Raw genomic sequence first — 13,890 nt, 5'->3', positions numbered from 1 at the left:
TGTTAAAATCCTATTGAAAAACAATTAATTTTTTGGTATGCTATTAAGGAAAGATGGGATAGAATGAAAAGAATAAAAATTATCTCAAATCCTTCATCTGGAAGTCAAACACACGCAAGAGATTTAACAAAATTGATTAATTATCTAATTGAGGATAATTTTGTCGTTCAGCTTTTCAAAACTAAAGGCAAGAATGACGCATACAATGAGGCGTTAAACACATCTTCTGATGATTGGGATTTGATAGTTATTTCAGGCGGAGATGGAACGGTTAACGAAGTTGTTCACGGAATTTGCGACAGCGAAAGCGATATTCCAATTACGATTTACTCCACAGGTACAGTAAACGATTTCGCAACTTACTTAAACTTGCCATCAACACCTTACAAATTATATAGAATGATTAAAACTGGGAAAATAATTAAAAGTGACGTCGGAAAAGTTAGCAATGAAGACTCACACAGGTATTTCATCAACGTTTTTGCAGTTGGAAATATAGCGTCTGTTAGTTATGTTACTGATAAAGCTCAAAAAGCGATTTTTGGTAGACTGGCGTATATTGTAGAGGGGTTGAAAGAGCTTCCTAACACATTAAATCAGCCTATGGAATTGAAGATTAAAACAAAGGATGATTATTTGGAAGTAAAATCTCCTATTATGATTATTTCGAATTCAAATACTGTAGGTGGTTTTGAAAATATTTGCCCACAAGCCAAAATTGACGATCAAAAGTTAGACGTTTTGATTATTAAGCATTCCCGTCTTAAAGAAGTTGCTCAGATTTTAATAGATGCTTTTAGTTCAAAGCATATTTACTCTGAAGATGTATTATATTTTCAAACTGATACTTTAACCATTGAATCTAATCAAACAGTTCCAGGAGATGTGGATGGAGAATATGGTGGAAATTTACCAGTGAAAGTTGAGATTAATAATAAACCAATAAATATTTTAGTAAGGAGCGATTAAATGTCATCACCAACAATTAAAGACGTAGCAAAACTTGCTGGAGTTTCAATTTCTACAGTATCTAGAGTTATGAATGATTCCAAGCCTGTAAGTCCAGAAGCACGTAGAAAAGTTTTAGACGCAATTGAAAAACTTGACTTCAAACCAAACGAATTGGCAAGATCTTTAGTAATGAAAAGATCCAATTTAATAGGCGTAGTAGTTAAGGATATCGGTATTCCATACATGGCACAAATTGTAAGAGGTGCTGAAGAAATTGGAAGAATGTACAAATACGATATACTATTGTCGTCTACATACGGCGATTTGGAACAAGAAAAGAAAATTATAGACTTCATGTTTACAAAGCAAGTTGAAGGGATAATTTTGATTTCTGAAGACATTGAACCAGAGGTTATATTCAAGTTGAAAGATCAAACTGTTCCTTATATTCAATTAGACAAATTCTGGAATATAAAAGACGTGCACACAGTACAAATCGACTACAAAGAAGCTATGATAAATATGATTAATCATATTTATGATTTAGGTCATAAGAAAATTTTATTCGTAAAAGAAAATCAAGACACTGAAATTGGTCAAGAAAAACTTAAAGGTTACAGACAAGCTTGTGATGACTTGAAATTAGAAAAATTTGAAATCTCATCAGAAGGAGTTTCAGTAAAAGATGGTTACGAAGCAGGGGATAAGATTTTCGAAATGAAAGATTCGAAAGACATAACTTGCGTAAGTTTTAGTGAAGATGCACAAGCAATTGGATTTATAAATTATTGCTATGATAATAACAAGAAAGTTCCAGATGATATTTCAGTATCTGGATTTGGCGATATACCAATGACAAGTATTTACAGACCTACTCTTACTACAGTTCAAGAACCTTATTATGACATAGGTGCTGTATCAATGAGAACTTTAGTAAAGGTTTTGAAAGAAAATAAAATTATCAACGAAAAGGCAATATTGGGTTCTCAAATAATGAAGAGAGAATCCGTAAAAGATATCAATTAAAATATTTTCCTGTTTAAAAAATCAATTAATAGGATATAAATAAAGTAGTCATAGGAGGATTATTATTATGGTAGAACAAAATGTTATAGTTAAAAACGAAACTGGTTTGCATGCTCGTCCAGCTGCATCTTTGGTACAATTTGTAAAAAATTTTGATGGTAAAGTTGAACTTATTAAAGATGGTAAAACAGCTAACGCAAAATCTATTTTCAACGTTATGGCTTTAGGTATTTCTCAAGATACTGAAGTTACTGTTAGATTAGATGGCGAAAACGAAGAAGAAAACTTAAAAAAACTAGTTGAATTTATAGAAAATTTGGAAGATTAATTAAATTAAGAATTTATAGCCGTCACTTTTGTGGCGGCTTTAGTTTATGAGGAGGTATTATGAGTTTAATTAAAAAAGGTATTATTGCAAGTGAGCAGATAGCAATTGGTAAAGTTAAACTTATGAAAAAACAGAAAGTTAAAATAAGTACCGAAAAAATTTCCGATGAAGAAATAAAGCTTCACGTTGATAAATTTGAAAAAGCTTTGAATGATTACAAAACAATATTATCTGAAACAAAAGTTGACAATGATACACAAAAACAAGTAATAGAAGCTCATTTGAGTATGTTGGATGATCCTTTTTTATCAGAAAGTGTGATTTCAAAAATTAACGAACATTATTCAAGCGACAAAGCACTAACAGATACGATAGATGAAATGGTTGTTATGATGGAGTCACTGGATAATGAATACATGAGAGAAAGAGCATCCGATTACAAAGATATTGGCCAACAATTATTGTACAAGATTAAAGGAATTGAAAACCAAAAACTCGACTCATTAGAACCAAATACTATCTTGGTTTCAAAAGAATTAACTCCTTACGAAACATCAATAATTGATAAAGATAATGTTGTTGGATTTTTGATGGACTTGGGAGGAAAAACTGCACATACTTCAATTATTGCGCAAACCTTAGGCATTGCTTGTCTTGTTGGTATGAAAGATATTACCGAAAACGTCAAGGATTCTCAAACAGTTATTATAGATTCATTTAAAGGAATCTGTATCATAGATCCTGATCAAGAAACTCTTTTAGAATACAAAAAGAAAAAATCTGAATTAGATGATGAAAAATCAAGACTCCAAAAAAACAGATATAACAAAGCTATTACTAAAGATGGAAGAGATATTGATGTTATGACGAATATCGGAAACATCGAAGATTTAGAAAAAGGCTTGGAATCTGGTGCAGAAGGCGTTGGTTTATTTAGAACAGAATTTTTGTATATGTATAATGATAATTTTCCAACTGAAGATGAACAATTTGAATCTTATAAAAAAGTAGTCGAAATTTTAGATGGGAAATCAGTAATTATCAGAACTTTAGATATTGGCGGCGACAAAGAACTTCCTTACTACAAGTTTCCTAAAGAAGATAATCCGTTTTTGGGTTGGAGAGCTTTGAGATTTTGTTTTGATATGAACGATGTTTTTGATGCTCAAATCAAAGCGATTTTGAGAGCTTCTGCGTTTGGAAAAATAAGAATTATGCTTCCTATGGTTATTTCAGTAGAAGAAATGGAAAAAGCTCTCGAAATAATTGAAAATAATAAAAAAGAATTGAAAGATGCAAATATTGATTTCGATGAAAATATAGAGGTTGGTATCATGATTGAAACTCCAGCAAGTGTTATTGTAGCTGAAGATTTAATAGAATACGTTGATTTTTTTAGCATTGGAACTAATGATTTGACTCAATATATCTTGGCAAGTGATAGAGGAAACGAAAAAATTTCAAATCTTTACAACACATACAACCCAGCAGTTCTAAGAGCTATCAAAAAAGTTATCGATGTTAGCCACAAACATGGAAAATGGACTGGAATGTGTGGAGGATTTGCAGGAGATACCAAAGCGACGAAGCTTCTTTTAGGTATGGAATTAGATGAATTTTCTGCCCCAGCAGCGTCAATTCCAAAAATCAAGGATGTTATCGCTAACAATTCATTTGAAGAAGCTAAAATTTACGCAGATGAAATTTTACAAATGAAAAAAACTTCAGAAATTGAAAGGAAAATATCTGAATAAATATTTTGTTTTAAAATTCTGATATTTAATGATAAAATTGTATTGGTGATTATATGGAAATCAAAGATTTACAATTTTTTGAAGATAAAGATATTTACGATTGTGATTTACAAGAGGATAAGTACATTGTAAATACAGATTGTGGTAAATATATTGTTGAAATATATGAAGGGGATTTGGAGTCCTTTTTGAACTACAACAAACAAAATAATTATTTGTTGTATGAATTAAATGACAAGTTTGCAAAGATTGAAGATAGCGGATTTGAAAATGGTCACACTTTTGTGATTAAAAAATTTATTCAAAATCTTACAGATCAAATCTCTACTGAACGACAAATACAACTTGGAAGTGAAATAGGAAAAGTTCTCAGAAAACTTCACGAAAATAGTCAAATTAACGATGATACTACTTGGTCAAAGATTTTTAATTATAAAATCAATAATCTTATATACAATTACTCAATGACTAACTTCAGAGGAGATAAGGATTATATTGTTTTCGATTACATTGAAAATAATAGATATTTAATTGAATCGAGGAAGTTGAGCAATATTTATTTATTTGATAATTTATGCTCTATCTATGCTGATGATAATAATTTGGATTTTGTATCGAAGAATGTAAGTTATATGGCCGACTCTTTTTTTGAATTTAGAAAAATCAACGAAGTAGATGAGAAAAATAGAATTTTCTACTATTCCTTATTAAAATCTTATTTTAATGGGAAAATTCCTAGACTATTTTACAGAATTCTTGCAATATACACTATATTGGATATTCTGGAACCAAAATTAAATGGAGAAAATGAGGTTGATTTGACAGGAGAATTTGATAGAATTTTAAAAATTTACAATGATTTTGATTGTATAATTCCTGTGTGGATTAAGGAAACTGAGGAAAAAATAAAGGAGCTTAGCGATGAAAGTAAATTGTAAGTTTTGGTTTGAGGATGACGATGGTAAGAAATTTTTCGGAAAAGGAAATTACATTCTTCTAAAAGAAATAGACAAGACAAAATCTTTGAACAAGGCTTCAAAAAATCTCAAAATGAGTTACAGTAAAGCTTTTAATATTATAAAGAATAGCGAAAAAATTTATGGTGAGAAGTTTGTGGATACTGAAATCGGAGGAGCAAACGGCGGAGGATCAACGTTAACTGAAACAGGGGAAAGATTAATCTTGGAATATGAAAAAGCTATGTCAAATTTTACCAGAACTAGCAATAATTTAACAGAAAAAATTACAAAAAATTCCTAAAAAGCTTGTATTTTTTATAAAATCAGTGTAATATATATTTATCGAAGTGTCTTAATAATTAAAATCTCAATGTTTAGCATTGGGATTTTATATTTGGATACTATTTTTAATTTATAAAAGGAGTTAAAATGAAGAAAGTAGTTTTAGCATTAGGTGGAAACGCTCTCGGAAATTCACCTGAAGAACAAATCAAAGCTGTTAGAAAAACCGCTGTATCTATAGTTGATTTAGTTGAAGATGGCAACGAAGTTATCGTTTGCCATGGAAATGGTCCACAAGTTGGTATGATTAATTTAGCTATGGAAACTGCTCATAATTCTAATCCACAAATTTCTAACATGCCATTTGCAGAATGTGTTGCTATGAGTCAAGGATACATAGGATACCATTTACAAAAGGCTATCAAAAACGAATTATCAAAAAGAAACATGAAAAACGCAGTGTCTACAATAATTACACAAGTTAAAGTAGATAAGGATGATGAAGCTTTTGCTAATCCAACAAAACCAGTGGGATTATTTTATTCAAAAGAAGAATCTGAAAAACTTGCTGCTGAAAGTGGATATACTTTCAAAGAAGATGCAAACAGAGGATATAGAAGAGTTGTTCCATCTCCAAAACCAATTGATATAATTGAAAAAGAAGAAATCAATACTTTGATTAAGAAAGATTTCATAGTTATAGCTGGAGGTGGCGGTGGAATTCCCGTTGTAGAAAATGATGGACAATTAGAAGGTATAGGAGCTGTTATAGATAAGGATTTCACTTCAGAAAAATTAGCTGAGATTTCTGATGCGGATTTGTTAATCATTTTAACTGCAGTAGAAAAAGTTTGTATTAATTACGGAACAGAAAATGAAGAAGGCTTGGATGAATTAAATTTATCTAGAGCTCAAAAGTTAATAGAAGAAAAACAATTTGCAGAAGGATCTATGCTTCCTAAAGTTAAGGCTTGTTTGAATTTTATCCAATCAGGTGAAGGTAAAATTGCTTTGATAACTTCTTTGGAAAAAGCAAAAGAAGGAATCAATGGTTTAACAGGAACTAGATTTGTAAAATAATAATAGTACTTCCAAAACAAAAATTGATTTGATGTTTTTGGAAGTATTTTTTTATTGCTCTTTAAATTATTTTGAATTTAATATAGAATATACTTTAATGAAATTAAAAGGAGAGTGTATATGGAAAAAAATTCGAATTCATTATTTGATTATTATGGTAATCCTTCCATGCTCAAATCATTTCCAATAGCTATGCAACACTTATTGGCTATGATTGTGGGTAATGCGTTGCCATCAATAGTCTTGGCGAGTGCTTTGAAATCAAGTGAACATGCAATTACAGATGCTCAAGCAATTTATTTGATTCAAGCAGGAATGTTTATTGCTGCAATAGCAACATTATTGCAATTGTATCCAGTTTTAAAATTTGGTGCAAAATTACCAGTAATCATGGGAGTTAGTTTTGCTTATATTCCAGTTTTATTATCAATTGGTAAGCAATACGGAATAGGTGCTGTGTATGCGTCACAGTTGATTGGTGGTATTGTAGCGATATTCACTGGAATGTTTATTGGAAAAATTAGGAAGTTTTTCCCACCGATTGTGTCAGGAACAGTTGTATTAACTATTGGGCTTAGTTTGTATTCAGTTGCTGTAAATTATATGTCAGGTGGAAATGGACCTATGCAAGGCGAAATTAGAAACTGGGTTGTGGCAATCATAACTTTGTGTGTTGTTTTGTTTTGTAATATGTTTATGAAAGGTTACATAAAATTAGCAGCGATTTTGGTAGGAATTATTGTAGGATACATAATATCATTATTTTTAGGCATGGTTAAATTTGACAATGTTGTTAGTGCGTCTTGGTTTATGCTTCCACAAATTTATCCATTCAAATTCCAATTCCATTTGGATGCTATCTTGACTATGTCAATTATGTACATTGTGAATTCTGTTCAAGCAGTTGGTGATTTAACTAGTACTACCATTGGAGGAATGGATCGTGAACCTACAGATGTAGAATTGTCTGGTGGTATCAAGGCAAATGGTATTGTAAGTGTTATTGGTGCATTTATTGGGGCGCTTCCTACTGCGACTTATTCACAAAACGTAGGCATTGTTTCAATGACAAAAGTAATTGCCAGAAAAGTTTTGTTGATTACTGCTAGTATGGTATTTGTATGTGGACTGATTCCAAAATTTGGAGCATTGATGCTTTCAGTTCCACAAGCAGTAATTGGTGGGGCAACTATATCAGTATTTGCACAAATAGCTATGAGTGGTATGAAACTTATAACTTCAAGTGAAATGAGCGTAAGAAATACAACTATTGTTGGATTGGGAGTTGCACTTGGTATGGGAATCACACAAGTTGGTCCAAACGCTGTAAGATATTTTCCACAATGGTTTAGAATGGTGTTCACAGCATCACCTGTAGTAGTTGCAACGTTGATAGTATTTTTCTTGAATATTATTATTCCAGAAAAAACATTAGAACAAGAAGAAAAAGAAAGAAAAGAAATAGACTAAAAAAATCCCTCGCAAGAGGGATTTTAATATTTCATATATTTTTTATCAATGTACCTTTTTAGTACGAATGAAAGGTGTGAATACCAAGTGAATCCTTTGTAGTATAATAGTGCTTTTTCATTTCCACAATATAAAATTTGCATAGGGTCAGTGTCTGGAACATAAGATTCCAATTCTTCATCGTTCAATGTATGTGCAATATTTTTCATCAAAATTGGAGATTGCCTTATAGCGTACACTCCAGCTTTTGGTAAATTAGGGTATTTGTCGATACTAACACAATCCCCAACGGCAAATATTTTGTCAGAAATTCTCATGTATTCATCGGAAATCAAGAAGTTTTTATCAGTAGTATTTAGATTTCCAAAATCAACGTTCACACCGCTAGAACCAATACACATAATCAATTTATCAAAATCAATATCAATTTCATCAATAGAAGATACATTTTTGTTTTCGTAAACTTTTATACCTTTTTCCTTTAATAACTTTCTGGCTTTTTCATTAGCTTTGTCGCTGAATCCTTCCATATTTACGCTGCCTCTGGTTACTATGGATATATTTTTATTAGGATAAATACTTTTGAGAACAAAAGCTAATTCCAATCCACTTGCACCGGCTCCTAATATAAGTATATTTTTATCAGTGTCTTTGATTTTTTCTTTTAAATCGATAATTGTATTGATAGGTTTGGAATTTATTACATTTTCTCCAGTTCCAATAGTTTTTTGAGTCGCTCCTAAATTAATACTCAAATAATCGTAGTCTACTGTGTGATTTTTTGCTATAACTTTTTTGTTTTCATCGTCGATTTTTACGATTTTATCGAAAATCAAATCTGCTCCGTATTTTTCGCAAACTTTTCTTACATCAAAGCATATCTCATCATGAGTGTATACTCCTTCCAAAAAACCAGTATACATACCAGAATAATACTGGTATTCATTGTCTGTTATAACAGTTATTTTAATATCTGGATATTTTTCTTTTATATTTTTGATTACAAAAATATGCCCGTGACCGCAGCCACACAAAACTAAATGCTTCATTTTGTCTCCTTCAGTAAATTTTTTATTTATAATTATATATATCATACCAGAAAAGTAAAGCAGTGTTAAATTCATTCTTCGTTTGACAATATTGTTAATAATTGCTAATATTATATTGTATAGAAGGTATCTATATTTACACGATAACAACGTTTACGTTATCAAATGAAAATCGATAAATTTTTATTAAGTTTTTTAATTGTAAGCAAATGTTATTACAAAAATTTAAGGAGGACATTATGTCAAAAGTTTACAAAAAAATAATTGCTTTATTTCTTTGTTTAAGCATGGTTTTTGCTACTGCATGTGGTGGTGCTGGCAAAGATTCATCTGATAATGGAAAATCATCAGATACAAATGAAAAGAAAGAAAAAGTAAAAGTAACTATGGTTACTGACCAAGGTGGAATTAACGATAAATCTTTCAACCAATCTGCATATGAAGGATTTGAAAATGCAAAAAAAGAAGGATGGTTGGATTACAGATATATCGAATCACACAAAGAAGCAGAATATGCTCCAAATATGGAAACTGCTTTGGATGATGAAAGTGATGTAATATTTACAATTGGCTATGCATTGTTTAAAGCAACTGATGGTGCAGCTAAAGAAAACACTGACCAAAAATACGCAATAATCGACAATGCAAACGTAGAAAAAAGACCAAACATGATTGGGGTTTTATTCGCAGATAACGAAAACTCATTCTTAGTTGGATACATTGCTGGTATGACTACTAAAACAAACAAAGTTGGTTTTGTTGGTGGTATGAAGAGTGATGTAATCGACAGATTTGAATACGGATTCAAAGCTGGTGTTAAAGAAGCTGAAAGACAAAAGAAACAACCAATTGAATTCCAATCACAATATGCAGATAGTTATGCTGCACCAGATAAAGGTAAATCAATCGCTAACTTAATGTATCAAAAAGGCGTAGATGTTATATTCCATGCAGCAGGTGGTACAGGTTATGGTGTTATTCAAGCTGCTATCGACAATAACAAATACGTTATAGGAGTTGACAGGGATCAATCAGCTGATGCTCCGAAAAACATGTTAGTTTCTACAGTAAAAGGCGTTAACGTTGCTGTTCAAAAAATCTCAAAAGATCTTAAAGATGGTAAGTTTGAAGGTGGAAACACAGTAACTTATTCATTAAAAGATGGAGATGCTGTAGACATTGCTTATGCTAACAACGATTTGGTAGCACAAGATGTTAAAGATAAAGTTGAAAGCTTAAAGAATGATATCAAAGAAGGGAAAATCAAAGTTCCACAAAACGAAAAAGAATTTACAGAATTCGGATTTGATAAATAAGGTTGAGAACAGGGATTGAAAAATCCCTGTTTTTATAACTGTTTTTAAAGATGAAAGGGAAAAACATGAACGATGAAAAAAACATTGTTGTAGATTTAAAAGACATATCAAAATCTTTTGGCAGCAATAAAGTACTTGATAATGTAAATTTCACGCTCCATGAAGGAGAGGTTCATGCTTTGTTAGGTGAAAACGGAGCTGGGAAGACAACTCTAATGAATATACTTTATGGGTTGTATGAACCTACATCGGGAAGTGTTACAGTAAAAGGAAAAACTTTTGATCAAATGACTCCTAAATTAGCAATACAAACTGGTATAGGAATGGTGCATCAACATTTTATGCTTATAGAACCATTTACTGTTTATCAAAATATTGTTTTAGGAAAAGAAATAGCAAGTAAAGGCGGAATTCTGGATAATAAAAAATCGATTGACGCTGTAAAAGAATTGTCCGAAAAATACGGTTTGATGATCGATCCAGAAGCAAAAGTTGCTGATATTTCAGTAGGAATGCAACAAAGAGTTGAAATCTTAAAATGTTTGTATCGTGGAGCAGATATTTTGATATTTGACGAACCGACTGCGGTTTTAACTCCACAAGAAATAGATGATTTCATAAAAATTGTAAAAAATCTTACAGAATTAGGAAAATCTATAATAATAATTACACACAAGTTATCTGAAATCAAAGCTATGGCTGATTACTGTACTGTAATTAGACGTGGTAAATTTATCGATAAGTTAAATGTAAAAGAAATCGATGAAAATATTTTAGCAGAAAAAATGGTTGGTCGTGATGTAAGATTTAATGTTGAAAAACAAGATCAAGAACCAGGCGAAGTTGTCTTAGATATTAAAGATTTAGTCGTAAAAGACTCCAGAAACATTGACGTTGTAAAGAAATTGAATCTTCAAGTTAGAAGAGGAGAAATTGTTGGTGTAGCAGGTGTAGATGGCAATGGTCAATCGGAATTGATTGAAGCAATTACTGGTCTTAGAAAAATAGAATCTGGACAAGTTACTTTAAAAGGAAAAGACATTACAAATCATACTCCAAGAGAAATTATAGATTCAGGTATGAATACAATTCCAGAAGATAGACAAAAACACGGACTTATATTGGATTATTCTATCGCTGACAATTTAATTTTGGAAAATGTTAAAAAGAAACCTTTTAGTAAAGGGTTAAAGTTAGATTTTGATGCTATTAATGACAATGCAAAACAATTAATCGAAAAATTCGATATCAGACCTAATGATTATCATCAAAAAACAAAGAATTTATCAGGTGGTAACCAACAAAAAGTAATTATCGCCAGAGAAATTTCCAACGATCCTGATTTGTTAATAGCAGCTCAACCAACTAGAGGATTGGATGTTGGCGCGATAGAATTTATTCACAAATATTTAGTGGATCAAAGAAACAAAAACAAAGCTGTATTGTTAGTTTCATTTGAGTTAGATGAAATAATGGATTTGTCAGATAATATAGCAGTTATTTTTGATGGTAAAATTGTTGGAGAAAAACCAGCAAAAGAAACTAATGAAATGGAACTTGGTAGATTAATGGCTGGAGGTGTTGTAGATGAAAAATAATAATGAAAAAAATTCAATATTCACAAAGTACAACAAGCTATTCTTCATGCTTTTATCTATCATTATAGGTCTATTGGTTGGAGCTTTGGCTTTAGTATTAGCAGGTTATAATCCACTAGAAGCATACAAGCTAATGCTTGAAGGAATATTTAAAAGACCTAAAAATGTTGGTTGGACAATTGTAAATGCTATTCCAATTATATTTACAGGACTTGGTGTTGCATTTGCTTTTAAAACAGGTTTATTCAACATCGGTGCAGAAGGTCAATATATAGTTGGTACAATGGTTGCATTTTTATTGGGATACAATCTTCACTTACCAGCATCTATTCATGTACCTGTAGTAATAATTGTGGGAATGTTAGCTGGGGCGGCTTTTGGAGCATTAGCTGGATTTTTGAAAGCTAAATTTGGCATACATGAAGTTATATCAACGATAATGCTTAACTGGATAGCTTTTTATTTTAACAATATGGTTGCAAATTATCCAAAATTCAAAGCACCGAACTCAATGGGAACTCACGAAGTACAAGAAACTGCGAAAATAACATTGATGCAAAATGTTAAAGGACTACCAAAAGCAATCGACAACTTCTTCAAAGCTCCAATACATTTGGGATTGATATTAGCAATTGTAGCAGCAATTTTATTATGGTATATTTTGAAGAAAACAAACTTAGGATATGAATTGAAGGCTGTAGGTCTTAATCAAGATGCAGCAAAATATGGTGGAATTGATGTCAATAAAAAATTGACTTTATCTATGGCTATAAGTGGAGCAGTGTGTTCACTTGGTGGAATCACTCAAGTTTTAGGATACAGATACACAATTTCTGCATTATCTAGTATGGAAAACTTTGGATTTGATGGACTTGCAGTAAGTTTACTTGCAAATAATAACCCAATAGGTTGTATTTTCTCTGGATTATTTTTCGGTGGATTGAAATACAGTGGGGCAAATGTTCAAAGAGTTTTACACGCACCAACTGAAATGATTAACATCATAATGGGAACAATCATCTTGTTCACAGCAATTCCATTGATGTTCAGAATAATTAAATCTAGATTTAAAAGCAAAGGAGGCAAATAATGAACTTAGTACTTTTAGGATTAGTAATAGGTAATACATTAATAAATGCGACTCCTATTTTATACGCTGGATTAGGTGGTATGATTTCTGAAAAGTCTGGAGTTACAAACATCGGACTTGAAGGTATGATGACAATTGGTGCATTAATCGCAGCCACTGTAGGATATTACACTCATAATCCTTGGTTAGCGTTTTTGTGTGGTGGATTAAGCGGAATGGTATTTGCCTTAATTCACGCAGTAGTATCCATTACATTTGCAGGAGATCAAACTATTTCTGCAATTGCTATAAACTATTTAGGACCTGGTGTTGCACTATTTGTTTCCAGAATATTTTTCGATGGAGCAACTCAAACAAAACCAATTGAACCACAATACAAAATTCCAGTATTATTTGACGGAATTCAAAATAAATTCTTAGCTAATGTAATTTCATTACCTGCTACAGTTTATTTGGTATTTGTTCTAGTATGTTTGATTTATATATTTATGTACAAAACAAAATGGGGAATGAGATTAATTGCAGTTGGTGAACATCCTAAAGCAGCAGAAACTTTGAATATAAATGTATTTTTCGTTAGATACATGGCTGTTTTATTCTCCGGATTTATGGCTGGTTTAGGTGGAGCTACAATGTCTATTTCACTAGTATCTTCATTCTTTCCTGCATTAGTTGCTGGTCAAGGCTTCATAGCTTTGGTTACAGTAATATTCGGTAAATGGACTCCACAAGGTGTTATGTTAGCAGCGTTATTCTTCGGATTCGCTCAATCATTATCAGTTGTCTTGGGAGGAACAAATCTTCCGATACCATCAGAATTAATATCAATGATTCCTTATGTTGCAACATTAATCGTATTGATACTATTTGGTGGAAAAACAAAAGCACCTACAGCAGATGGAATTCCTTATTTGAAAGACGATATAGCACTTTAATAGAAAAAGTAAAGGTAGTGTGAGATTTCACACTACCTTTTTAAAATTCAAT

General features: G+C 31.4%; 13 protein-coding genes. 12 read left to right on the top strand and 1 reads right to left on the bottom strand.

Translation table 11 applies throughout. From position 1 onward, the window contains the following. Positions 1-63 precede the first annotated feature (63 nt). From GKF99_RS05080 to GKF99_RS05045, 8 genes are all read left to right on the top strand, one after another. Complete coding sequence (locus GKF99_RS05080) at positions 64-969, top strand: diacylglycerol kinase family protein (RefSeq protein WP_002836735.1); 906 nt, start codon at positions 64-66, stop codon at positions 967-969. Further along, complete coding sequence (locus GKF99_RS05075; RefSeq protein ID WP_002836734.1) at positions 970-1,977, top strand: LacI family DNA-binding transcriptional regulator; 1,008 nt, start codon at positions 970-972, stop codon at positions 1,975-1,977. It abuts the gene before it with no gap. Positions 1,978-2,044: 67 nt separating this feature from the next. Further along, positions 2,045-2,305, top strand: a complete 261-nt coding sequence (locus GKF99_RS05070; RefSeq protein WP_002836732.1) for an HPr family phosphocarrier protein — start codon at positions 2,045-2,047, stop codon at positions 2,303-2,305. A 59-nt stretch (positions 2,306-2,364) separates the two neighbouring features. After that, on the top strand, positions 2,365-4,059 hold the full coding sequence (gene ptsP / locus GKF99_RS05065) for a phosphoenolpyruvate--protein phosphotransferase (RefSeq protein WP_154272791.1): 1,695 nt from the start codon (positions 2,365-2,367) through the stop codon (positions 4,057-4,059). A gap of 53 nt (positions 4,060-4,112) precedes the next feature. After that, positions 4,113-4,997 (top strand): hypothetical protein, encoded by an 885-nt coding sequence (locus GKF99_RS05060; protein WP_154272790.1) that lies wholly within the window; start codon positions 4,113-4,115, stop codon positions 4,995-4,997. Continuing rightward, entirely contained in the window at positions 4,981-5,319 is a 339-nt protein-coding gene (locus GKF99_RS05055; protein ID WP_154272789.1) for a LysR family transcriptional regulator, read from the top strand. The genes GKF99_RS05060 and GKF99_RS05055 overlap by 17 nt, the downstream gene beginning before the upstream one ends. 128 nt (positions 5,320-5,447) lie before the next feature. Continuing rightward, positions 5,448-6,380 (top strand): carbamate kinase, encoded by a 933-nt coding sequence (gene arcC, locus GKF99_RS05050; RefSeq protein WP_002836727.1) that lies wholly within the window; start codon positions 5,448-5,450, stop codon positions 6,378-6,380. 120 nt (positions 6,381-6,500) lie between these two features. Next, positions 6,501-7,850: a nucleobase:cation symporter-2 family protein gene (locus GKF99_RS05045; RefSeq protein ID WP_002836726.1), complete on the top strand. Its 1,350-nt coding sequence runs from the start codon at positions 6,501-6,503 to the stop codon at positions 7,848-7,850. Between the two features lie 23 nt (positions 7,851-7,873). Here the strand turns inward: GKF99_RS05045 and GKF99_RS05040 are convergent, their stop codons facing one another. Further along, positions 7,874-8,899, bottom strand: coding sequence for an FAD-dependent oxidoreductase (locus tag GKF99_RS05040; protein ID WP_154272788.1), 1,026 nt, complete (start codon positions 8,897-8,899; stop codon positions 7,874-7,876). Between the two features lie 239 nt (positions 8,900-9,138). Here GKF99_RS05040 and GKF99_RS05035 point away from each other — a divergent pair, with 239 nt between their 5' ends. The 4 genes from GKF99_RS05035 to GKF99_RS05020 all read left to right on the top strand — a co-directional run bounded on the left by GKF99_RS05035 (position 9,139) and on the right by GKF99_RS05020 (position 13,838). Continuing rightward, positions 9,139-10,215 carry a BMP family ABC transporter substrate-binding protein gene (locus GKF99_RS05035; RefSeq protein ID WP_154272787.1) on the top strand — a complete coding sequence of 359 codons (1,077 nt, stop codon included), beginning with the start codon at positions 9,139-9,141 and terminating at the stop codon, positions 10,213-10,215. A gap of 65 nt (positions 10,216-10,280) precedes the next feature. Further along, on the top strand, positions 10,281-11,813 hold the full coding sequence (locus GKF99_RS05030) for an ABC transporter ATP-binding protein (protein ID WP_154272820.1): 1,533 nt from the start codon (positions 10,281-10,283) through the stop codon (positions 11,811-11,813). Further along, complete coding sequence (locus tag GKF99_RS05025) at positions 11,803-12,903, top strand: ABC transporter permease (protein ID WP_154272786.1); 1,101 nt, start codon at positions 11,803-11,805, stop codon at positions 12,901-12,903. The genes GKF99_RS05030 and GKF99_RS05025 overlap by 11 nt, the downstream gene beginning before the upstream one ends. Continuing rightward, positions 12,903-13,838: an ABC transporter permease gene (locus GKF99_RS05020; RefSeq protein WP_002836720.1), complete on the top strand. Its 936-nt coding sequence runs from the start codon at positions 12,903-12,905 to the stop codon at positions 13,836-13,838. Before GKF99_RS05025 ends, GKF99_RS05020 begins: the two co-directional genes overlap by 1 nt. The last annotated feature ends 52 nt before the right edge of the window (positions 13,839-13,890 follow it).

The sequence above is a fragment of the Finegoldia sp. BIOML-A2 genome (assembly GCF_009678315.1).
Lineage (GTDB): Bacteria > Bacillota > Clostridia > Tissierellales > Peptoniphilaceae > Finegoldia > Finegoldia magna.
This window is presented reverse-complemented; position numbering and strand designations above follow the sequence as displayed.

Coding starts and splice junctions, on each gene's coding strand:
- GKF99_RS05025 (WP_154272786.1), top strand. CDS start 11,803: ATGAAAAATAATAATGAAAAAAATTCAATATTCACAAAGTACAACAAG.
- GKF99_RS05020 (WP_002836720.1), top strand. CDS start 12,903: ATGAACTTAGTACTTTTAGGATTAGTAATAGGTAATACATTAATAAAT.
- GKF99_RS05080 (WP_002836735.1), top strand. CDS start 64: ATGAAAAGAATAAAAATTATCTCAAATCCTTCATCTGGAAGTCAAACA.
- GKF99_RS05055 (WP_154272789.1), top strand. CDS start 4,981: ATGAAAGTAAATTGTAAGTTTTGGTTTGAGGATGACGATGGTAAGAAA.
- GKF99_RS05035 (WP_154272787.1), top strand. CDS start 9,139: ATGTCAAAAGTTTACAAAAAAATAATTGCTTTATTTCTTTGTTTAAGC.
- GKF99_RS05060 (WP_154272790.1), top strand. CDS start 4,113: ATGGAAATCAAAGATTTACAATTTTTTGAAGATAAAGATATTTACGAT.
- GKF99_RS05040 (WP_154272788.1), bottom strand. CDS start 8,899: ATGAAGCATTTAGTTTTGTGTGGCTGCGGTCACGGGCATATTTTTGTA.
- GKF99_RS05075 (WP_002836734.1), top strand. CDS start 970: ATGTCATCACCAACAATTAAAGACGTAGCAAAACTTGCTGGAGTTTCA.
- arcC (WP_002836727.1), top strand. CDS start 5,448: ATGAAGAAAGTAGTTTTAGCATTAGGTGGAAACGCTCTCGGAAATTCA.
- GKF99_RS05045 (WP_002836726.1), top strand. CDS start 6,501: ATGGAAAAAAATTCGAATTCATTATTTGATTATTATGGTAATCCTTCC.
- GKF99_RS05030 (WP_154272820.1), top strand. CDS start 10,281: ATGAACGATGAAAAAAACATTGTTGTAGATTTAAAAGACATATCAAAA.
- GKF99_RS05070 (WP_002836732.1), top strand. CDS start 2,045: ATGGTAGAACAAAATGTTATAGTTAAAAACGAAACTGGTTTGCATGCT.
- ptsP (WP_154272791.1), top strand. CDS start 2,365: ATGAGTTTAATTAAAAAAGGTATTATTGCAAGTGAGCAGATAGCAATT.